Consider the following 22360-nt stretch of genomic DNA (forward strand, 5'->3'; position numbering starts at 1 on the left):
TTTTATTATGATTTTCGGATGACGTGCAAAGCTCTCGTTAGCATTTGCTCATTTTTTTCATTGATGTCATATTTACGAGGAACTGGTTCATACAGATCTTCAGGATCTTCCCACGTCTCAATTAGTGAAACAGGTGACTCGGGTTGCCATTTATTTAGCCAGGCTTCTGGAAGTCGTCCAGTAGGTGTTGGGATGTCTTTCATAGTAAGCCATAGGTGCGACCACGCACGTGGTACTACGCGCCAGATGTCGTATCCGCCGCCGCCGATTGCAATCCATCTTCCGTCGCAGAATTCTTCCGCGATATCTTTTGCTAGTTTTGGAATTTCTTCGTAGATCTTCATGGTGCCATATAGATGCGTGAGTGGATCGAAGTAGTGTGCATCTGCTCCGTTTTGAGTAAGAATGACGTCGGGCTTAAAGTGTTCTGCCACTTCACGCAAGGCAGTCTTATAGATATGTAGGAACGATTCATCTTCCGTAAATGCGTCGATAGGGAAGTTGAATGAGGTGCCGTAACCCGCTCCATTTCCTCGTTCTGTCACATTGCCTGTCCCGGGAAACAAGTAGCGCCCTGTTTCATGGATAGAGAATGTACAAACATTCGGATCATCGTAAAACGTCCATTGCACGCCGTCGCCGTGATGCGCATCGGTATCCACATATAATACGCGAGCTCCATATTTTTGCTGTAAGTATTTAATGGCTACAGAACTATCGTTATAAATACAGAAGCCAGAAGCTTTCCCTTGGAAGCCGTGATGCAGGCCGCCGCCTAGGTTCAACGCATATCTTGAACGACCTTCCATTACTTCTTCAATCGCTGTAAGTGTACCGCCTACGAGCAATGCACTTGCTTCATGCATGCCAGTGAAGAAGGGTGTATCTTCCGTACCGATACCGTAAATACTACCGATATTTTCGCTGACATTACCTGTACTCGCCTTTTTGACGATTTCGATATACTTTGCGTCATGAGCGAGAAGCAATTCTTCGTCTGTGGCTGTGCGCGGAATGACGATTTCATGAGGCTCGATCGTATTCATTTCATCTAGTAAATCTTTTGTCAAAATGATTCGCTTTTGATTAAAAGGATGAGTATCCGAAAATTCATAGTTTAGTTGGTCAGGAGAAAAGATAAAACTCGCTTGTTTTTTCATACGCCCATCTCCGGTTCACTTGGCCATAGAACTTCGAATCCTTGCTTTTTCAATCCTTCGATGATCGGAAGGGGATTCATTCGTTTAATGCGGATAGCGAGAATTTTGTACTCTTCGTTATCTTGATAAGGATAGACAAGTACACTAAGCACGTTCGTATTGTGTTCGTGAAATACTTTAGATGCCTCATATAAAATACCGGGCGTGTTCGGCACGCGGATCTGAATGTGTGAACTGGGCTGATTGGCACCTGTTAACTCAATATAGTTATAGAGTAAATCTGTTTTCGTTAGAATGCCGACTAGCTGATAATTAGAAACAATGGGTAGGCAACCAATTTCATACGTATAAAACATTAGCGCAGCTTCCTCCGCAAAGTCCCGCGGATGGCCAATCAATAAGTCAGTTTTCATAATTTTATCAAGCGTGGTTTCATAAAGTGAAGGTTCCAATCTCTTCGAAATACTTGAAGGAGAAGCTTCTTTGACGTCACGGTCTGTAACGAGTCCTTCGATCTGCCCATCTTTCACGATGGGGATGTGGCGAATTCGTTTTTCTTTCATCAGTTGTACTGCATCTGCAATCGTATGTGTAGAATTAAGCGTAATCACGTCTGTTTTCATAATATCTTGTATTAGCATGATTATTCCTCACTTTCAGTAATTAACACGATTTTTGAAACGCACACGGTCAAAGCGTTCAATGGATTCTTGATCGACTCGTTTTCCGATTCTCGCCATTAGTGCATTGACAGGGTGGGAACAAATTTCAGGATCATCAGTGGAGAAGAATTCCAAGCCACCTGCACGCATCATTTTCTCCATCATTTTGCGATAATCCCATACTGTCAAACCAGTACCTTTTAAATCCCAATGCCAATAATATTCAGTCGTAATAATAATATAATCTTCCATCGCATCATCCAACATCGATAATTCCAGTAAGGATTTACCGATACGTGCGCCGCGATAAGCTGCAACTACTTCGACGGCGCCTAGTTCTATTAAATTGGCCATGTCTGCTTCATACCAGCGTTCGAGTGGATCGGGATAGAGAAACGTAACATACCCAACAATCCTATTATCGATTCTCGCTACGTTGATCCGACCTTCAGGAAACGCGGCGATTTTCACCAATGCTTCTTGTTGTTGTGTAGATGGACGAAATGCTTTCAGTCCTTCGTGAAATTCAAACGATGCCAGTCGTTCTGATGAAACAGGGCCTTCTATGACCAGTTCACCTTCGTTATGCGGGAATGTTCTGGAAAAGTAGGTCTTTTCATGTTTCACATAGTTCACCTCTTCCTAATATATCTACCCTTTGTACGCTCAAATACTCGCTGTGAGTTCGGTAATTGCTTCTCTGTGTTAAGTATACAATTTATAGTGAGGAAAAGTATATTATTATCATTAAATCACTGAATTGTCGGTAATTATCTATGTGTAGTAAAAAAAATGGTGAAGTTAGAAGGAAGAAGGGAGGAGGGGTTGTTATTCACTTTGATGAAATTCTTCATAAAAAGCCGGATGACAATTTAGAATGGTCATCCGGCTTGTTAGTTATTCTTTTGCTTCTGGAGCTGCATCCGGCTTTGGTTCCGGTGTCGCTTCAGGTTTAGTTTCGGGTGTAGGTTCTGGTGCAGTTTCTGGTTTTGCATCCGGTTTTGATTCAGACTTGGTATCCGGTTTTGCATCCGACTTTGCATCCGACTTCGTTTCTGGAGTTGTCGTACTTGGTTTAGCTCCAGTATTCGTATCTGATTTCGGCTCTGCTTTTGGTGCAGGTGCCGTATTGGTTACAGTGTTGGAAGGTCCCGAGAGTAAGCCAGTAATATCAACTGCGCGTACGTAATATGAACCATATCCGACTTTATACGATCTAGAAGCACCATCATGAACCGTACCGATTTTGGCACCGTTCTGATAAATGTAATAACCGATTACATCATTTGAAGACGAAGCAGTCCATGTAAGAACGGATCCATTTTGTCCTGTTGATACGGCTGCAGGTGGTACGTTGTCTGCAGGGAATGTGGATCCTGCAACAGTGCTTGCATATCCGCCACGACCTGCAAGCAGTTTGGAAGCATCTCCGCCTAAGCGTCCAAGCATCCGCTTACCATATTCAGAAGTTACGCCGATACCGCCGGACGTGACAAATTCACGAGGAGTAGAAGGTAATGCCTGATATAGTTTGCCATTCACTCGAACAGCTGCGGATGAAACGATACTGTCATCCACTTTCGTAGGAACCATCTTTTTAGAATTAAATAAATCTGATCTAACGAGTCCTGCCGATGCACAAGCAGCAGAAGGAGCAAGTCCTGAAATGCCACAGAATGAACGTGTTACGACGCCATTCGGGCGTTTAAACGTATCTCTTGCTTTAATGGTTTCTGGTATGACCGTATTGGCTACATTCATCAATTGTCCGTACAATCGTGCAGTCCGTTCTGATGGATGCATTTGACCGCTGTTGTAGCCGTGGTATAACGGCGTATTTCGATTTTTATAACCCATCCAAACACCAAGCGATACATTTGGATTATAGCCGACTAGCCAAGCATCTCCGTAATGCTGGGATGTCCCTGTCTTCGCAGCTAAATCGGGACGGAAATTCATTAAGCCAGGTAAACGTGCAGCTGTACCGTTACCTTTTAGTACATCACGCATCATATCGGTGATGATATAAGACGTTTCCGGACTAAACACTTCCACAGGTTCAGCTTTGTGTTCAAATACTATGTTACCTTTCATGTCTTCAATCCGTTCAATCATATACGATTCGATGAATTGACCACCGTTAGCGAATGTAGCGTAAGCATTTGTGTTTTCTTCTACAGTGACATCCATAGTACCTAATGATGCAGAAAGACCAATGCCTGCCTTATCGGTAGCATTTGCAAATTTCATTTTCTTTAGAAAATCAATAGGGTTTCTATCTATTATTTGGTCATATAGACGTATAGTAGATAAGTTTTGTGAACGTGCCAGAGATTCACGGGCTGGCAATACGCCGAACTCGCGGTCGAAATAGTTGCCGGGTGCGTAACTGCCTCTTCTAAACTTCACATCCACTAGTGGACTACCTGCACCAATTACACCGTATTCAATGGCAGGTGCATAAACCAGTAATGGTTTCATGGAAGATCCGTTTTGTCGGTAAGCTTGAGTAGAATGATTCAATGCTTCCAGTTCGTAATCACGTCCACCGACGAATGAAAGTACTTTCCCTGTATGGTTCTCGATCATCGACACACCGACTTGAACAGGATTTTCTTTCGTAATCATTTTACCTGATTCTTCATCCAGTGTTTCCGTAGTATACGTATAACCGTAGTACTGAAAGCTGTCAGCGACTTCATTCATTTTGTCATACAGCTCTTTGTTGATAGTAGAGTAGATACGATAGCCGTCTGTTCGCATGGAACGATCTGCCATGATTTCGTATTTTTCCTTAATCTTGGAATCTCCTTCAAAACGATCCGCGTCAATGCCATCTTTTTCAGCCAAAACTTCAGCTAAAATTTCAATTGTGCGATTTTGAATTTCCTGTGTGACATACGGATAACGTTCTGTAGCGCGACGTGAAGGTTGTCTGAAGTCTTTCGTCACATCATACGCAAGAGCTTCCTGATATTCCGCTTCCGAAATATAGCCTGCATCACGCATACGGAACAGTACGGTCTTCATCCGGTTTACACCATACATCAGCTTTTCGCGTTCCTTAATGCCTTGGTTCTTACTGTAGAAAGGCGTGTATGTATACGGTGCTTGTGGAATACCCGCAATATATGCAGCTTGCGGCAAACTTAAATCATTGGCTTTTATACCGAAAATCCCACGCGCGGCTGTTTCGATGCCTGCGATATTCTGCCCCATCACATCACGACCATAAGGAATGATATTCAAATAGGCTTCTAGAATCTCATCCTTCGTCATGAAGTGTTCCAAGCGCATAGCCAGCAAGATTTCTTTAGCTTTACGCTCATAAGAAACTTCGTTCGTCAAAATCTGGTTTTTCACTAACTGCTGAGTGAGTGTAGATCCACCCGTTTGACTGTCTGAGTTCGTAACATCTTGGAACACTCCGCGGAATATCGCTTTTGGCACGATGCCTTTATGCTCCTCAAAGTATTCATCCTCAGTAGCTAGCACGGCGTCCAGTGCATACTGTGAAACTTTATCCAGCGTAATTTGTCGGCGCTCGATGTCCGAGTTGATCTTGCCTAGATAAATACTGTCTGCAAAGTACATTTCAGATGTCTCTTCATAATTAAACACCTGATCCCGAAGTTCTTCTTTGGAACGTAACGGCTCTTTCGCAACAAGAGAAGCGAAATAACCTGCACCAACTGAACTCGCAAATACGGCCCCGATGACGGCGAAGATAATGAGTAATAAAAACAAGTTCCAAAGTACGCCGGTTCCGATGCGAAGTTTTTTGGCCCAAGGCTCTTTTTTCGCTTGTTCAAACTTATCTTCAAGTTGCTTAATTCTATTATTCTTTTCGTTGTTCAAAGTTTTCTCCCCCCAAAAATCTTACTCATTATATCACAGAATCAGAAGGAAATATGCAATAAATGTTGACTTTCATAGGAAGTTCGGTAAAATTGAACTCATACGAAATTACATGTCGAAAAAACCGAAGTAATGATAGTGAGTTCCGTTTAAGAGAGACAGCGGTTGGTGGAAGCTGTTCGGTGCACTATACATGAATTACAGTTTTGGAGTGTACGTTTTGCGCAACGTTACTAGCGCCTTAAAGCCGGAGAGTACTTACTCTCAAGCCGGGTGGTACCGCGTTATAATTAATCAACTAACGTCCCTGCATGATCATTTTTTGATCGTGTGGGGACTTTTTACGTTGAAAATAGGGGGATATAGAACATGTCGAATGAATTAATGGACGATTTACGTTGGAGAGGCTTGTTATACCAACAGACGAATGAAGAAGGTCTTGAGAAACTTCTAACAGACGAGAAGATTTCACTATACTGCGGAGTAGACCCAACCGCGGATAGTATGCACATCGGCCATATCGTACCGATGCTGACACTGCGTCGCTTCCAGTTACACGGACACCAGCCTATTCTATTAATTGGTGGCGCTACAGGAATGATCGGGGATCCATCTGGACGCTCTGAAGAACGCCAATTACAAACGACAGATCAAGTAGACGCGAATGTTCGTGGAATCAAAAAACAACTAGAGATGATTTTTGATTTCCAAACAGAAAATGGTGCGAAACTTGTAAACAATAATGATTGGATCGGTTCCATGTCATTGATCGAATTCTTGCGTGACTATGGCAAATTGCTAAGCGTCAATTACATGCTAGCAAAAGACAATGTTGCGTCTCGTTTAGATCAAGGAATTTCCTTCACGGAATTCTCATACATGTTGATGCAAGGTGCGGACTTCAACCACTTATATGATAACTATAATTGCCGTGTGCAAATTGGTGGATCAGATCAGTGGGGGAATATCACGACAGGCCTAGAAGTCATTCGCAAAAAGCATGACGAAGAAGTACAAGCATACGGATTTACGATTCCATTGGTAACAAAAGCAGATGGCACGAAATTCGGTAAATCTGCTGGCGGTGCGGTATGGCTCGATGCGAAGAAAACTTCTCCATATGAGTTCTACCAATTCTGGATCAATGCAGCAGACGCAGACGTTGTGAAGTATTTGAAAATCTTTACCTTCCTTAGCCGTGAAGAAATTGAAGCACTTGAAGTATCCGTACAACAAGAGCCACATTTACGTAAAGCACAGAAGACGTTAGCAGAAGAAATGACTCGTCTAATTCATGGTCAGGACGCACTTGATCAAGCATTACGCATTTCTGCAGCGCTATTTAGCGGAGATTTAAAAGCATTGACGGCTACTGAAATGAAAGATGCGTTTAAAGATGTGCCGACTGTCGAAATGGAAAAAGTCGATCAAAACATCGTGGATTTCATTGTGCAAGCAGGTGTATCTCCATCAAAACGCCAAGCTCGTGAAGACGTAACGAACGGTGCGATTTCCTTTAACGGAGAACGTATTACAGATACAGCGTTCACAGTAGGGGCAGAGCAACGTTTGGAAGACGCTTTTACCATTGTGAGACGTGGGAAAAAGAAATATAGTATGGTGAAGTTTGTTTAACTGGGAGTTAGTGAATTGAAAAAAGAGTATATGATGTACGCTATGACATTAGGGTTTCTTGGTTAGTATCAAGGATCGAAAATATGGTAAGTTTCGTAATTCATAATGGATGAAAAGGCATCTCTTCGGAGGTGTCTTTTTATATTAGAAATAACATACATAACTGATAGTGGGAATCATAAAAAGTGCCTATGTAAAACAGTCATATTCGTTTGAACGAACGAAGAAGTTGGTTACATAAGCACTGTAAAATAATACGTTTTTATTTAGTTAACAACTTTTTGATAATGCGAATATCTGTGTCGTGGTCGTTTAGTAAGCGCTGGGTTTTACGCATATCATCTGATTTTGCTTTGTTGTAAAAGATTTGTTCAGATAACGCATCAACTTTCTGATTGGGGACAATGGGGCTTATATCTAGTTCTGAAATTGCCTGTTTCATAAATTTTTGTTCCTCTTTGATAATAGAAATATCGGTCTTTAGTGTAGAAATATTTCGCTCCATATTGCTAACTTTGTCGACCAAGAGTTCAAGAAGTTCACGATCTGTCATAAAAACCCTCCTATTTTTTATATTTGTTTTTTATCTTACCATGTTTCTAATGACTTGTACAGAACGTACATTCCTATTTTTCTTTCTGAAGAAGTTATTTAGGAAACGACAACTGTGAATTGTTAAGAAAACACGAAAACTTAGTGCTCATATCCTCGCAAAAAAGGGTTTTCTTTCTTTATGTCGAATACTGTAAATAGAGGGAAGTGAGAAGTTTGAAAAAATACAGAGTACAATACCACTTTGCAGGCGCTGAAAGCATTTTAAGAACAGTTGAAGCAGCGAATCAAGAAGATGCTTTAGGAATCGCAACAAATTCTCGAAGCAATGATATTGTTTTTACCGATAGCAAAGGAACGTTATATTGTTTCTTTTATAGAGACGTACAATATGTTTCAGTTACGGAAGATAGAGCATAAACGGAAGAAATAATAATGCAGGACGTCCTTTCTCTAGGGACGTTCTTTTTGTTTGACTTATTTACTGATCATAATGAAGTCTTGCCTCCTAATATTTTGTAATAAAAAACAGTAAAATATAGTTGATTGCACGTTTCTAAGTGGTACAACGGACGTATCACATTGAAACGAAGGAGCGTACCAATATGAAACGACACACCGTATCACATTGGTATGGCCTATAACCAAAGAACTTATAAGAATATAAAGAATAAAGATATTGTCGAGAAGCATCTCGACGACGAATATTTCGTTGGTCATTATTTTTTGAGAAAAGTTTTCGCACCTAGTATCCTTTTTGCTTCTCAGCTCTATATAGTGTGCAAAGCTAACCTGGTGTTATTTTGTAACTTGAAACCAAAATCTACGTCTACGTTCAAAAGGAGTGGAAAATTATGAGAAAACGAATACTGCTATTTCCCGTTTTATTATTGCTGACAGCTTGCTCTTCCAATCCATCCAAAACGCTTCCGTCCCCGCAGAATACGATCATTGACTGGGTAGATTTTGTGAAATGGAATGATGCGACGTATGAAGCGAACTATGAAATGAACGAGCTTGAAAAGGACTGGGAAACTACTGGCGAAGTAGGAGAAGTAAAATATATGTTGGATGGCCATGCGGGAACGAATCATCAAACGAAAAATGGAGATGCAGCTTATTTGCAAAAAGGTACAAAATTATTTGCGATGAAAGGTTATGATCCGGCATTCCGAATTATAGCGGACGGTAAGGTATACGAAGTATCTGAATCTGATAAAGCTGAAACGGTTGGAGATTTTTTAGACATTAAAGGGAAAGTACAGCGAGTCATTTTGCAAAGTGAGCAAGATTTATCGTTCATTGGAGAGTTTACGGATGAGCATGCGGAGCAACTGATTGAAGAGTTGTTGGTTATGCCGTATGAACCAGAAAGACGTGCGACTGAAGGAAAGCGTGTGTTTTTCGGAATTGAATTAGTAGATGGGAGTTTGACTAGATCAGTTTATTGGCCGGAGACGGGTTATATTAATTATGGTGGGGTGGCTTCTCAAGAGATTAAAGACATATTTGAGGTTGAGATGGATAATTATGATTACTGAAGAAAATTGATAAATATAAAATAGGGTGAAGAGCGATTGTGATTGTTTAAACAAATTAGGAAAGTTTGGTATGCAGGTACTCCATATAAATGACTAACACCTTGGTCAAAGGGGATATAACTGAAAAAGAGCCATCCAAGGCTCTAGTGATATTCTTTAGATTTCTTTAGACATTCTTCAAAATGCAATACGATATCATTAAAGGAAAACTCGTTATCTTCAATGGTGTATACAATGATGTTTGCATCGCTATCGTATCTCTTATTGAAAACCGGCTTTACATGGTTATTCTGGATTAAAGCCTTAGCAAGTTCAACTGCCAACCTTTTATTGCCATCCAAAAAAGCACCTCCTAGGTGATTATATTTGAATGAATAGGAATATATGAAAGTCGTGCAATCGTTGAGGGATACGACGGAAGCATATAAGGAACTTCCATCGTAAAAATAAATCGTATAATAAGGTACCTGACATGGAGTTACTTCAATTGATGTGACCTCTAAAAGTTAGAGCCATTTAAGTGATTAAAAGAAGAGCAGTGGATTGTATAGAATAGTTTTCATCGCATCTTCAAGAAAATCATTCACACCCGACGCCATCGCCATCACGATCTAAGTGAGGACCGTATCCAGGATCATTAGAATATACAGGTGCAGCTCCTGCAGCTTTTGCTGCTGTACAATTCTGATAATATGATTGGCCTGTATTTGAAACAGAGTTATTAGAAGAGTAACCTGATTCGTTACTAGATAAACTTGAGACTGACGGTGAATTATTGCTTGCAATCTTATCTTTCAGAGTAAGAACTTCATCTGACAAATTCGAGTTTTTTGCCTTTAGATCAGTGATTTCCTTTTCAAACTCTTTACTTTTTACTTCATGTTTCATTTGCTTGTCCTTTAAATCTTTTGCTATTTTCTCTGAACTTTCCAGTTTCGTAGTTAAATTATCAACCTCTTTATTCGCACTTGTACTTTCTGCCAATAATTCTTTATTTTCTTCTTGGAGTTCTGTATACAACAAGTTTAATTCTTCATTCTTTGCAATCAAATCAATATTTTTCTGTTGAGCTTCTTCAAGATCAGCTTTAATATTTATATCTGTATAGACAGCTCCGACAATGAACAATATCAGCCCGCCAGTTAAGGCAGGGTAGAAGATCTTACCTGATAAAGTTCGTTTTCTATCTTTTATCTTTTTAAGTAAATGGTAGGCTAGATAGATTAATGAAAACATAAATATAAGCATACCTACTGCTGCAATTGCTAGCACATTATCACCTCAATTAGTATTTTTATAAGAATTAATAGCAACAAAAATATGATTACTCAATTCTGACTTATTAATTATACATCAAAAGCATTATTTATTTACGGTTAATTATGAAATTTATGTCAATACTTCCAATGGAAAGACAGGATGTATCATGATTATAGTTTTTTCTTAAAATCACTAGTGTCGCATTAAAACAGAGAAGAAGAGTGTTTAACTCTGAATACGCTTTAATTACTTTTTTACAAAACAGCTGACTACTTTTTACTTGAAGATAGAAGATTGTTGATGGAATGTTTCGAACGTATTCATGCGATGCTAGCGAACTTATATAGTAACTTTATTTAAAACACAAAAAACCCCGCCAACCGATATAAATATCTCAGCTGACGGGGTTTCCTTGTTATTTACGAGATTAATTTTGGACAGGATGAAAACCCTTTGATATCAATGGCTCTACGACTGCTAAATTAGAAACCTTCCCCAGAATCTCCCTCAAACGATTACAAAAAAGCTTCTTTCAGAGCGATATTGAATGCTTTCGCCGAAGCGACTTGCGGCTCTTTGAACAAGTGGCCATAAACTTGTAAGATAATTTCAGGAGTGTTAACTCTCTATCTGCAATAGTTTGGATAGGGGATGCGTTGACTAATTAAAATCGTGGTATGTGTATGATGTAATCCATGTGGTGTGATTTTCTTCAAATGTTTGAACCATAAGGAATGGATGAGGGGATGACAGAAGTGTATCTGGCAGGCGGTTTGAAGTTTCGATGTCCCGCTTGTGATAGGATTTCTACCAATCCTGACGAGTGTAACAGTTGAGAAGAAAGAGAAGATGATAAAATTTGCGACTGGAAAGTATATGGGCTATTTGGTGATTTAGGAGAAGGTGCTTATGTATACGTCAAGGATCAGTTAAAAAGAGGAAGAATGTTCATGCCTATAAGTTGAGGATTAAGGGAAGTTACTGCGTAGTTCAACTAGACAATACAGGGTTGAAACGAAAAAGAGAATTAACTCCTGTATTTTTCAAGCGCTTCATCTGAAATGTAGGAGAGTAGTTTGCTTATGTCATCTAACTCAAGCGCAGTCATTATTTTTGTTAAATGAGACAATGTGACTTTTTCAGTTTTATTCCCGACTAGATTGGATATCATTTCGGAGCGGATGAGGAAATGAGGAGTTGGATTGAGCAGTGGAGACCTGGGGTGTATGGGAATTGAAGATTTGACCAAATAAAAATAGACAGAGATTTCTCCCGTCGTAGCTGACATTATTGTATCACATGGAGAAAGCTGGCAAATATGTAAAAATTGTCAATTAATGCAAGATAGGTTAGAAATTGCTATAATGGCATTACCAATGAACTGTGTTGTGGTGATTTCGGAGGTGTTGCTAAGTTACGAGAGTTGCCGGAGCATGGTGAATATAAGATTGTGACGCATCGGGGTAAAGTCAGAAGGATGCGGATGGAAGAAGGGGAAGAGTTTTGAGTAATAAAAAACTTGAAAATAGTATGTTGTGGATATTGTGCATAGTATTATTGTCGTCAATTTTTACGATAGTATTTTTATTAGATTTAAGCATATTCCCTGTAATTACATTTGACTTTTCAGCTTCAGCGGCTCTAATTACTTCTGTGATTACACTATTTACCTTATTAGAAATTCGGAAGCAAAGAATAAAAACGTACGAACCTTCAATTGTGATTAAAAGGGAAACACATAAATATTCTTTTGAAAACTCCTTTTATAACCGAGTTGAAATCAGTTTGTTGAACATCGGTTATGGATCAGCTAAAAACATGCATATAAAATGGAAATATGAAGAAGTAGTGAATGACATTACTGACAGTGCTCATGATTTTAACAAAACCGTAATGGTAGTTGGAGAGGCGGTAGTGCATATTGAAAATGATAGGAAACAACATATTGATTATATTTTACCTATTAGTGTTGACTCAGAACCATATAAAATTCGAATTCCACTAATCCTTACTTATCACATTCTCAATAAATATATGGAGCTTTATGAAAAAAAAGATTTGAACAGAATCTCTGATTATAAAATACCTTTTTCCATTGTTTATTATGATATTAATGATGACAAACATGTATTGATGTATACGTTAAAAATCTCTATGAGCTATATCGATAAAGGCTCAAATATTATTGGGATAGATACCTCAGTATCTAGAGAATAAGTCCGCCCTGGCCAACCAGCGGACAACATTTGATTGCAGCATTGCGCTGCGTCATTTGTTGTCCTCTTTTTATTTCAAAAAAGGAGTGAATGATATGAGTCTAACAAAAAATATAATTTGAACCCTTGCATTAGTAGCGGTCTATAGCCTAGTGGGTTTTTTAATTGCTAAAGCGCTTATCTAATTAAGTTTGGCAACTACTGTACACACGGTTTTCGAAGTCAAATACACAACGATATGGGCACGCATTGTTCATTTTTGCTGCAACCCTAATTGTGTTCTTGCAAGGTTGGAGGGATGACGAATGAATAAAAGCATGAAAAATCAACTCGTTGAAAAAGAGTTCATGCAGCTTGTTAAACGAGAGATAGAGAAAAAGGATACTAGGACAAGTAATAAGCGCAATAAACGAAGTGACTAAGGTAATGAGGTGATGAAAAGTGGTGCATTACGAGGAGACGGAAGTGATGTAGATGACGAATTGGTATGAGATTCAAAGAGGATGGGAAACATCAAAGATTACTTTGGCTACATTAGCAGAAAAACATGATGTGAAACTAAAACATTGAAGAGTAAAAAAGTCGTGAAGCTAGGGTAAGAGGTGCATCTAAGCAAGGTGCAACTAGAAAGAAAAAGGTTGCAACCGAAAAAGAAGGATAAAGAGCCTGTGGTTGAGTCGGATAACCTGACTGATAAGCAACGGCCTTTTTGTATTTATTACATTAAAAGCTTTAATGCTACGAACACTGCTTACGTTGGGGGCAGTCGGCTACTAAGAAATGCTAAGAAATGCTAAGGTGGCTGACGAGACACGTAGGCTGAAAGACGAAATGCAACAAGGTATTTTCATCGATGCTCTGGACGTGCTCAGCAAGTGCATCCAGATAGCTTACGCTGATATCACTGACTATGTCATGTTTGGTAGCGTAAAACGTCAAGTCATTAACGAGGTGACGGGCAGACCGAAATTAGACGATAACTTCAAGCTGATCACGTACCGTGAAAGCTATGAACTTCCTAGCGAAACGCATCGATATGGTGCCTGATTACTTCAAGCGTCAATTAGAAGAGGAAAAGCTAAATATTGCTCATGCGAAGGTCTTTAGTTAGGACGATCAAGGAGAGTATGAGGATGATGGTTCAGTGAGGCTTTAAACGCTATGACTGTGGAGGTGTAGGGCGATGCTACTTCAAAAGAAATTGAAAAAAAAAGCAAAACACTTCTCTTTCCTTACGAATCGTAAACAGTTCAAGAAAAAACGGCACTATTCAAATTTAAGCCATTCTCTATAAAATAAAAACAAGTACTTACTTGGTGGAGAAACGACTCTCCAGTCAAAGAAATGGATGGCTTCATTTGTTATGGTTCGGTGCGTGCGGGAAAAACAGTCGGCATGTCATTGTCTTACATTATATGGGGGATGGAAACGTTTCGAGATGAGAACCTAGGTATGGCAGGTAAGACAATCGGTTCATTCCGCCGTAACGTGATTACACCTTTGAAGTGGGTTCTTAATGCTAGAAGTTACATAGTGAAAGACTATTGTTCTGAAAATATGTTGTCGATCAGCAAGAACGGTGTGACGAACTTCTTCTACGTATTAGGAGGAAAAAGGTTCACTTATGAAAGTTGGTCACGTCCAGTTAAACAGTGATATCGATAGTGCGGAAGAAACAAAGGCGGCTCCCTCAAATGCAGTAAAAAAAGTGAACGACAAGATAAATAATCGCTTAGATGAATCCATGCCGCTACGCTTTACGAATAATGGTAAATTAGATCGCTGGGGTTTTCGTATGGATTACGGTGACAGTCAATTTATTTATGAAGAGGTAATTGGTTAAAGGACGTTTTAAAAGTAGACACAAAAGAAAGATAAATCGAAATAAAAAAGTCGTTGACAAAATAACCACCAATTTTCCTATTCCAAAAGAAGTTGAATGGGGAGATGGTTTGTTCAAATCAAACAAAGCTCTAGTTCATCGTGATAATCTGCAAGTGCATGTGAAAAGGAAGTGTTTTTTAGTGGGGCTGTTAGGTTCTGCGTCGTCACCCGTGGAGTATTCTTTTCAGTTGGGGGGATATATGGTTTAACTTTACCCCCTAATTTGATTTATACTATTTTCTCTCCTTTTCACAGTGAGTTAATAGTAAAGAGTAATCTTCCAGTAGGGCACCCAGCGGTTGTAGTGCAGTATATTCTATTATAAAAGGAGCGAAATACATGAGAATCTTGCGGGAATACGAGGATGGGGAATATCTGATAACAGAATATACGAACGATGGAATTAATGTTTGTTCTACGGTCAAGGAAGCAAAAATTAAAGCAATTGAACTGATTGATGTAGAACCAACTATAGAAGAGAAGATACTGTATTAAAATTAATACCAAACTAAATTATTAGAAATGGGGATAATGTAAACGACACCATATCTATTAAATTTATCAATGCAAAAACTTACTCGAAGGCTGACATTAAAAGACGCATCAAAATGTTCTTTATGTTTAAATCAGTTGAGCGAAGCAGAATATCAAGAACTGATGACTTTGACCGTTGAGAGATATCCTGAAGAAGTAGCTTAATTTGACCATATTATTGTGCGGTGAAAAATTAAATTCAACATAATAAAGCGTTATTTTTTGACTGAAGAGAGTAAAAAGGAGGATGACTATCTTCTATATAGTATGGTTGAATAAGTAACTAATAGGAGATGGTGATAGGATGGAGTTCAAAAAAGTGTTCCAATTGTTCAATAAGTTACAAAGTGTAGTGGAAAAGGGGGGAGTTAAAAGAGAAGATGATGAACCATTTCTAAGATTTGAAGCTGGGAAAAGTACTTTAATTATTCAAGGATTTGATAACGTAAATGTTTTCAATGAGACAGTTGATTATCTATGGAAGAGTGATCAGGATATATTTGATACATTTACTCGCGTTACAATAAAAAATATATTAGTAGACCTGCTTAGTAGTTCTATAGAAGGTGAGGAAGTCACTTTAGATATAATCAAAAAAATGATTGCTGACCTAAAGGAAATTCTGGAAGAGAGTTTTGAGGTGCTCTATCCCGTATTTGGTGTAAACTATTTTAAGGCGGAACCTCTGGAAATTGGACCATACACTATTTACAATAAAAATATTCATAGGAGCGTTCTAATAAAGAAATACCCTTACAGTGAATCTATTCTATCTCTTGAGTTAGACGATGAATATTACGGCAGCGATGTAGTAATAAGTGTATACGAAAATGCAAGGGAGCTATCACGTGCGAATGAAAAAGCGTGTGTGAAATTCCGACAGTTTGAAGATACAATCCGATTTATGATAGGTGATTATAGCAAAAGGTACGATGTAGGAATATATAATTTCAACTCATATAGACGCACTAACAGCATTATTCTTTCTAAAACAAACGCAGGATTGAATAATAGTATGTCAGGGACTATTGATAGCATTAATTTACACCAATTCCCTATTGATGATGCCGAGTATGGACATGATAGGATATGGAGAATACTAGCGAAAACCAATCCAACTAATTTGGAAAAACGTATTATTACGGCAATAGAATGGGCTGGAAAAGCAATGAGAGACGAAGAGCCAGCGAGGGCATTTACTCAATATATATTTGGCTTGGAAGCACTATTACAGTTTCAACAAAAAGGTGTGTTAGTTTCTCCGTCAATTACTTATCAAATTTCGGAATTTGCTGCATTTATTATTACGGACGAATTAGAAAGCCGACTAGTAATTGAAAAAACGGTTAAGAAATTGTATTCTAAGCGATCTGCTATAGCTCATGGTGGTAGTAGTGATGTCGATGTTAAAGATGTTAATGAAGCTATGTATCTTTTAAAGCAAATAGTTATGATTTTACTGAAGGACCAAGATTTTAAGGGTTTTAATAGTATTGAACAAATAGGTGAATGGGTAAAAATTAAAAAATATTCGTAAACCGAATATCGATTTTTGATAAATTTAATCCTCTAAATAGGGACGTCCACCACGGACGTTCTTTTTTAATACACAAAAGTAATTGCACATTCGGGACATGATGCGACTACTCACAAAGATTAATTCTAAGCAAGCGAAGCGTATTAGGTCATTCTATTATATGTAAATGAGACAGAGCATATAGTCTATAAAGCCATAAGGAGGTATAGATTATGAATAAATCAGAGGTATCTCACGAAATCTTTTTGACGATTAGAAACCAACACTTATTTAGAGAGAGGGTTAAGAAAGATACCTCTTCGTTGCAGAAGCACTTGAAAAATTTGCTAAGTGCAAACGCTGTAATGAATAATACGCAAAAGGGATATTTTAATTTTTTACTTGATATGTCTGAAACTAAATATTACTTATCTTCTTCATCAGACGCTACTTTAATCCTTATAAATCGGGACTGGAAAAGTTTAGTCTTAATTAGATACTGTACCACTTTAAACAAAGCGACTAAAAGAGTATTAGGAAATCAAGCTAAATGCATAGAAATTGTAGAATTACATTCGGTAAAAAAAGGTCAAGGTTCTTTAATTATGGAGGACCTCATATCGCTTTCTGAGCGAATAAAATTACCATTAACCCTTTTCGCGGAAACAGAAAACTTAATAAAGTATTATAAAAGATTCGGGTTTATTAATCACGGGAATCTAGGTATTGATAATGAGTTTTTATTACTGAGGATCCCTTCTGATATCTGAAGAAGACTGAGTAAAGTAAAGTAAAGTAAAGTTGGTTTTCAGAACGTCCACATCGGACGTTCTTTTTTGTCATAAATGTGTAAAAGCTACTTCTTTTAAGTAATGGGATAGATACAGGTCAAGTACCTAGTATCTTAAAAGGAGTAGTATCTATGATTGAAATATGTGTTTCTATCACTACTGACGTAAAAGTAATATTTATTATTATTACACTTACTTGGGCTAAGAGAAAATAAAAGAATGAAGAACGTTCCAAACGGAGCGTTCTTTTTTGTATCTATTTATAAAGAGAAAAGTGTAGTTGGCTGAGGAATGACGAAGACAGAGGAGGCACTAGAGATGCTCGAAAGAAACGGTGAACTAATTCATCATGACTTTCCGCCAAGATTGGAGAAAATCAATAATGCGCAGAGGGATTTCAACACGCGGGTAGAGGCTGTCAAGGGAAAAGTCACTGAAATCAAGTCATCACAAACGAATTTAGAACTAACGGTAATGAAAGATGGGAAAGAAACTAGAGGAATCCTAAATAAGTTTGTGAACTATTACTTTTCCGCAGACAAGCAACCCTTGCAAACGGAGCGTGACGTGATCCGCGTAGATGAGCGCATTACACTTGAAAGTCTTTCCCTTCGCGAGAAAATAGTGTTAGGGATCGTTGGTGCGCCTGTGGGGGTGGATTGCTTGGCGGGATTGTCGCGTTAATGTAATTCATGAAATATAATGAAAATCAATTTTAAAGTAAGTTTCAGAAATCCGATATTTCTTGCTCAACTATTACTCACTGTTTTTGGTCCGGTGCATGTCTATTACGGATTGGTGCCAAAGGATATTACTTCTATTCCGGCTTTGATGGAGTTGTTGAAAGGTGCGTTTTCTAACCCATGTGTAATCGGTACTATGATTTATAGTTTTTATAACGCCGTAACGATCCGACGTTAGATGGATTTGGAGACAGCAAACAACAAACAACCATTAGATTATCAACGACCTAAAAAGGTGGGTGAATAATGAGAGCATCCGTATCCAATAAATCGCTAAATCCGAACGAGTTAATCAAACGTGCCTACCACGAGGGTATCAATATCCGAATTACAGCTAGACACCGTACTCATGTGGAGCAATAGTGGCTATACAATCAACGACGCACTATACCAGGTAATATTGTAACAAATGTGCGTCCTGGTCAATCTATCCATAACTTTGGGTTAGCTATTGATTACGTCTTGGTAAATGAGGACGACACTAACGTATCGTGGGTAGTCAACAAACAGTGGCGCAGGGGGTAATCGGTAAGCAACTTGGATTTCATTCCGTGATTACCCTCATTTAGATTTACAACGCGGTATGTCGTTAGCTAACTTGCGAGCTGGCAGACTTCCATCAATACCGTCTGTTCCTTCACGTCCATACCTTGGACAAGGCGACGCTGGCGCAGAGGTGTCAGCTATGCAACGAGCGCTAAATAGCGCTGGGTTACATAACTGACATTGACGGTTCGTTCGGACAAAGTACAGAGAGTACATTACGAGCGTACCAATCAGCAAATGGTTAAAAGTCAATGGATTGTATGAAGAAGTCGCAAAACATGCGTTGGGTAATCCTGACATAGTGGTAGCAGTCGATAATATAGGAGATGGTGATTCGAAATTTTCAAGTGGATCACTACGCAAAGAGCTAGTGTTCAGCCTGGGCAGTAAAGCGCACCGTCAGATGTCGGTTGACGCGGCTGTATCACAGGACTATAGCCAATCGCATGCAGAGAAGTTAGTAGATGGCGACCCACTGGCTTTGACCGCAGGAACCATTATAAAACTGATGAAGTCCGGTGCGTTGAAAGCTATTAATCAAAAGTTAAAGTGGACTTTTCTATAATGGATAGGCCGCTTTTTTACTAAAGAGTGTATTAGACTTAATCTGTCCATTGAAATAATATCCTCCACAACATCCCCCAGTTATTTCGCTTCGAACCTTATTTTACAAAGTTTCATAAAATAGAAAAAACCCTTGAAACCTAGCTGTTAAGCTGTTTCAAGAGTTTTAAATACTGACGTTTATTAAGTGTTCTAATTAACGAGAGTAGAATTCAACGATCAATGCTTCGTTGATTTCAGCAGCTAATTCGCCACGCTCTGGAAGGCGTACGAATGTACCTTTTTTCGTCTCTTTATCAAAAGTTACGAAATCTGGAACGAAGTTATTTACTTCTAGAGCTTCTTCGATAGCAGTCAAGTTTTGAGATTTCTCACGAAGAGAGATTTCAGAACCTGTTTTCACTGCGAATGAAGGGATGTCAACGCGCTTGCCGTCTACCAAGATGTGACCGTGGTTGACTAGCTGACGAGCTGCACGACGAGTGCGTGCAAGACCCATGCGGTACACAACGTTATCCAAGCGAGCTTCAAGAAGAATCATGAAGTTTTCACCGTGAATACCTTGCATTTTACCAGCTTTGTTGAAAAGTGTGCGGAATTGACGTTCGTTCACTCCGTACATAAAGCGTAGTTTTTGTTTTTCCTGTAATTGCATTCCGTATTCGGAAAGTTTTTTACGTTGGTTTGGACCGTGTTGTCCTGGTGCGTATGGACGCTTTTCAATTTCTTTACCAGTGCCTGTTAGTGAGATACCTAAACGGCGTGACAATTTCCAAGATGGACCTGTATATCGAGCCATGAGAGACTCCTCCTCTGTTGGTTTTATTTTGTTGTAAAATAAGACCAGATATGTTCAATCCATCTGCCATTCTATAATCTTGCAACTTCGCCCCTGCAGCCTCGAGGTTACGTGGTGCACCTTAAAAAAGGAATAGACTGGACAAAACAGAACACATAACTGCTGCGAATATTTTACACAAAGCATAGCATACCAAGTTATTGACTATTGGTCAAGCATTTCAGTTTTATAAGTTGCAGTAAAGTAAATCACTTCAGTTTTTAAAAATGATATTTACCTAGTACTGCAACACTTAGCAGATTTTCGTTACAGGCGGTGACTCCAGCTAGAACAGCGCGGGCTTGAAGCCGTGCCTGCGGAAAGCGCCCGCCTGGAACGGAAATCAGCGTTTCTTAACTAGTTATAGATTTCTTTATTCTATTTAAAATAGATTGAAGTAATTGCTCTTTCGTTTTGCAAACAATCGATGTACACTAGACTAAAGCGTTTTCATCATAATATGAATAAGCTATAAAAAGGAGGAATCAGCATGAAGAACACTAACAACTGGCACAAAGAGACGGCCGTGATTCATGAAGGATACGACAGTAAAGATCATCAAGGAAGTTTATCTGTGCCGCTGTATCAAACCTCAACTTATGTATTTGATTCGGCTGAACAAGGAGAGCGACGTTTTGTTGGTGAAGAAGCGGGAAATATTTATTCTCGTTTAGGAAATCCGACGGTCGCTGTGCTGGAAGAACGTATTGCCAAGATGGAAGAGGGCGCAGCAGGACTTGCATTTGCTTCTGGTATGGCCGCAGTTAGTGCGGTGCTCGTTCATTTGACAAAAGCAAATGACCATGTGATTTGTTCGCGTGGGATTTATGGTTGCACATTCGGATTCTTAAAAATATTAGAAGAGAAGTATAATATCACGCATGATTTAATCTCCATGAAAACGGAACAAGAAATCGAAAAAGCTGTGAAACCAGAAACTACATGTATATATATAGAGTCGCCAATTAATCCGACGATGGAGCTAGTTGATCTTGAAGCGGTAGTTAATGTAGCGAAGCGCCATAACTTGAAAGTAGTAGTGGATAATACTTTCTGCTCTCCTTACATACAAACACCTTTGACATTCGGTGTAGACTATGTACTTCATAGCGCAACGAAATACATTAATGGACACGGTGATGTGATCGCAGGGTTGCTCGTCGGTAAAGATGCAGACGAGATGGCAAAACTCCGTGGGACCGTGTTAAAAGACTTCGGTGGTATCATTTCGCCATTCGATGCGTGGCTATTGTTACGCGGTATTAAGACATTACCTATCCGAATGGAACGTCATTCAGCCAATGCCGAAATTATCTTTGAGTATTTACAGAAGCATCCGAAAGTAGAAGAAGTATTCTATCCATTTGACGATCAGCATCCGCAGTATGAGATTGCGAAGAAGCAGATGAAAATGGGTGGCGGATTGATTTCCTTTACAATCAAAGGCGGAAAAGAAGAGGCGCAGAAGTTGCTGAATCATTTATCGCTCGTCAAGTTGGCAGTGAGTTTAGGAGATGCAGAGACGCTAATGCAACATCCAGCGACGATGACACACTCTGCTGTGCCGAAAGAAGACCGTGAGAAGATGGGTGTGTCTGATACGTTACTACGCTTATCTGTAGGGCTAGAGCATATGGAAGATATTATGGCAGACTTGGATCAAGCATTTGAAGCGATCTAAATTGAAAAAAGCGAGCGTCCCCTATTGGGGAGCTCGCTTTTTATATAGGATAATAAATGTTACGTTTGACAACGATTATATGTGTTGATTTATATAGCATGTAGATTCTGATTGGACCTCTTTTGCCGCGGTCGTTGTTCTACTGGTTGTTTCCCTTAAGCAACGCAAACCCTACCTACTTTTGCGTCCTTGCGACCCTATAGTCGCGCCAGTGATGAATAAGTGTTCCGAATAAACATCTGCAGAACGCCATTTTTATGTCAGATCTGTTATCAATCCCAATCAATAACTATACATGAGTTACAGTTGTTTGTCAATAAGCTTCTACACTATCGGAATCGTAAAGTTTATAAATAAGTGAATAGGGAACAAGTTGAAT

General features: G+C 39.1%; 24 protein-coding genes and 1 pseudogene. 17 read left to right on the forward strand and 8 right to left on the reverse strand.

Features of this window, described 5'->3' with window-relative positions:
* Positions 1 to 5: 5 nt before the first annotated feature.
* From CSV67_RS00110 to CSV67_RS00125, 4 genes are all read right to left on the reverse strand, one after another.
* Positions 6 to 1160, reverse strand: a complete 1155-nt coding sequence (locus CSV67_RS00110; RefSeq protein ID WP_099629612.1) for an acetoin utilization protein AcuC — start codon at positions 1158 to 1160, stop codon at positions 6 to 8.
* A complete protein-coding gene (locus tag CSV67_RS00115; protein WP_099629613.1) occupies positions 1157 to 1801 on the reverse strand; it encodes an acetoin utilization AcuB family protein in 645 nt (214 codons plus the stop codon). Before CSV67_RS00115 ends, CSV67_RS00110 begins: the two co-directional genes overlap by 4 nt.
* Positions 1802 to 1816: 15 nt before the next feature.
* Positions 1817 to 2449 (reverse strand): GNAT family N-acetyltransferase, encoded by a 633-nt coding sequence (locus CSV67_RS00120; protein ID WP_099629614.1) that lies wholly within the window; start codon positions 2447 to 2449, stop codon positions 1817 to 1819.
* Between the two features lie 270 nt (positions 2450 to 2719).
* Positions 2720 to 5680: a transglycosylase domain-containing protein gene (locus tag CSV67_RS00125; RefSeq protein WP_099629615.1), complete on the reverse strand. Its 2961-nt coding sequence runs from the start codon at positions 5678 to 5680 to the stop codon at positions 2720 to 2722.
* A gap of 369 nt (positions 5681 to 6049) precedes the next feature.
* Between CSV67_RS00125 and tyrS the strand changes: the two genes are divergently transcribed.
* Entirely contained in the window at positions 6050 to 7315 is a 1266-nt protein-coding gene (tyrS, locus tag CSV67_RS00130) for a tyrosine--tRNA ligase (protein WP_099629616.1), read from the forward strand.
* 262 nt (positions 7316 to 7577) lie between these two features.
* Here the strand turns inward: tyrS and CSV67_RS00135 are convergent, their stop codons facing one another.
* Positions 7578 to 7868: a hypothetical protein gene (locus tag CSV67_RS00135; RefSeq protein WP_099629617.1), complete on the reverse strand. Its 291-nt coding sequence runs from the start codon at positions 7866 to 7868 to the stop codon at positions 7578 to 7580.
* A 215-nt stretch (positions 7869 to 8083) separates the two neighbouring features.
* Here CSV67_RS00135 and CSV67_RS00140 point away from each other — a divergent pair, with 215 nt between their 5' ends.
* A complete protein-coding gene (locus CSV67_RS00140; RefSeq protein WP_099629618.1) occupies positions 8084 to 8287 on the forward strand; it encodes a hypothetical protein in 204 nt (67 codons plus the stop codon).
* A 434-nt stretch (positions 8288 to 8721) separates the two neighbouring features.
* Complete coding sequence (locus CSV67_RS00145; RefSeq protein ID WP_099629619.1) at positions 8722 to 9408, forward strand: hypothetical protein; 687 nt, start codon at positions 8722 to 8724, stop codon at positions 9406 to 9408.
* A gap of 143 nt (positions 9409 to 9551) precedes the next feature.
* Here the strand turns inward: CSV67_RS00145 and CSV67_RS00150 are convergent, their stop codons facing one another.
* Together CSV67_RS00150 and CSV67_RS16740 are read right to left on the reverse strand one after the other, a co-directional pair.
* Positions 9552 to 9749, reverse strand: coding sequence for a hypothetical protein (locus tag CSV67_RS00150; protein ID WP_099629620.1), 198 nt, complete (start codon positions 9747 to 9749; stop codon positions 9552 to 9554).
* Between the two features lie 238 nt (positions 9750 to 9987).
* A complete protein-coding gene (locus tag CSV67_RS16740; RefSeq protein ID WP_199173091.1) occupies positions 9988 to 10680 on the reverse strand; it encodes an excalibur calcium-binding domain-containing protein in 693 nt (230 codons plus the stop codon).
* 1438 nt (positions 10681 to 12118) lie between these two features.
* Between CSV67_RS16740 and CSV67_RS17090 the strand changes: the two genes are divergently transcribed.
* The 13 genes and pseudogenes from CSV67_RS17090 (at position 12119) to CSV67_RS00210 (ending at position 19463) form a co-directional block, all read left to right on the forward strand.
* Positions 12119 to 12175 carry a hypothetical protein gene (locus CSV67_RS17090; RefSeq protein WP_369803121.1) on the forward strand — a complete coding sequence of 19 codons (57 nt, stop codon included), beginning with the start codon at positions 12119 to 12121 and terminating at the stop codon, positions 12173 to 12175.
* On the forward strand, positions 12172 to 12885 hold the full coding sequence (locus CSV67_RS00160) for a hypothetical protein (RefSeq protein WP_099629621.1): 714 nt from the start codon (positions 12172 to 12174) through the stop codon (positions 12883 to 12885). The genes CSV67_RS17090 and CSV67_RS00160 overlap by 4 nt, the downstream gene beginning before the upstream one ends.
* Positions 12886 to 13552: 667 nt before the next feature.
* Complete coding sequence (locus tag CSV67_RS17095) at positions 13553 to 13681, forward strand: terminase small subunit (RefSeq protein WP_369803122.1); 129 nt, start codon at positions 13553 to 13555, stop codon at positions 13679 to 13681.
* Between the two features lies 1 nt (position 13682).
* The gene (locus tag CSV67_RS16750; protein ID WP_199173093.1) at positions 13683 to 13931 is read left to right on the forward strand and encodes a terminase small subunit; all 249 of its coding nucleotides are present in this window, start codon (positions 13683 to 13685) and stop codon (positions 13929 to 13931) included.
* 243 nt (positions 13932 to 14174) lie between these two features.
* Positions 14175 to 14498 (forward strand): annotated as a pseudogene (locus CSV67_RS00170) (PBSX family phage terminase large subunit); the annotation flags it as partial.
* A gap of 10 nt (positions 14499 to 14508) precedes the next feature.
* The gene (locus tag CSV67_RS00175) at positions 14509 to 14727 is read left to right on the forward strand and encodes a phage tail protein (RefSeq protein WP_099629623.1); all 219 of its coding nucleotides are present in this window, start codon (positions 14509 to 14511) and stop codon (positions 14725 to 14727) included.
* Positions 14728 to 15107: 380 nt separating this feature from the next.
* Positions 15108 to 15263 carry a hypothetical protein gene (locus CSV67_RS16590; protein ID WP_158232850.1) on the forward strand — a complete coding sequence of 52 codons (156 nt, stop codon included), beginning with the start codon at positions 15108 to 15110 and terminating at the stop codon, positions 15261 to 15263.
* Between the two features lie 343 nt (positions 15264 to 15606).
* A complete protein-coding gene (locus tag CSV67_RS00185; RefSeq protein WP_099629625.1) occupies positions 15607 to 16839 on the forward strand; it encodes a HEPN domain-containing protein in 1233 nt (410 codons plus the stop codon).
* A gap of 212 nt (positions 16840 to 17051) precedes the next feature.
* On the forward strand, positions 17052 to 17588 hold the full coding sequence (locus tag CSV67_RS00190) for a hypothetical protein (RefSeq protein ID WP_099629626.1): 537 nt from the start codon (positions 17052 to 17054) through the stop codon (positions 17586 to 17588).
* A 312-nt stretch (positions 17589 to 17900) separates the two neighbouring features.
* Positions 17901 to 18293, forward strand: a complete 393-nt coding sequence (locus tag CSV67_RS00195) for a hypothetical protein (RefSeq protein ID WP_143560667.1) — start codon at positions 17901 to 17903, stop codon at positions 18291 to 18293.
* An 18-nt stretch (positions 18294 to 18311) separates the two neighbouring features.
* Positions 18312 to 18530: a phage holin family protein gene (locus CSV67_RS00200; RefSeq protein WP_099629628.1), complete on the forward strand. Its 219-nt coding sequence runs from the start codon at positions 18312 to 18314 to the stop codon at positions 18528 to 18530.
* 538 nt (positions 18531 to 19068) lie between these two features.
* Positions 19069 to 19143 carry a peptidoglycan-binding domain-containing protein gene (locus CSV67_RS17100; RefSeq protein WP_369803123.1) on the forward strand — a complete coding sequence of 25 codons (75 nt, stop codon included), beginning with the start codon at positions 19069 to 19071 and terminating at the stop codon, positions 19141 to 19143.
* A gap of 11 nt (positions 19144 to 19154) precedes the next feature.
* Entirely contained in the window at positions 19155 to 19463 is a 309-nt protein-coding gene (locus CSV67_RS00210) for a hypothetical protein (RefSeq protein WP_099629629.1), read from the forward strand.
* Between the two features lie 195 nt (positions 19464 to 19658).
* Here CSV67_RS00210 and rpsD read toward each other — a convergent pair whose 3' ends face one another.
* Positions 19659 to 20261 (reverse strand): 30S ribosomal protein S4, encoded by a 603-nt coding sequence (rpsD, locus tag CSV67_RS00215; protein WP_099629630.1) that lies wholly within the window; start codon positions 20259 to 20261, stop codon positions 19659 to 19661.
* A gap of 529 nt (positions 20262 to 20790) precedes the next feature.
* Between rpsD and megL the strand changes: the two genes are divergently transcribed.
* Positions 20791 to 21981 carry a methionine gamma-lyase gene (gene megL / locus CSV67_RS00220; protein WP_099629631.1) on the forward strand — a complete coding sequence of 397 codons (1191 nt, stop codon included), beginning with the start codon at positions 20791 to 20793 and terminating at the stop codon, positions 21979 to 21981.
* The last annotated feature ends 379 nt before the right edge of the window (positions 21982 to 22360 follow it).

The organism is Sporosarcina sp. P2 (genome assembly GCF_002743255.1).
Taxonomy (GTDB): Bacteria; Bacillota; Bacilli; order Bacillales_A; family Planococcaceae; genus Sporosarcina.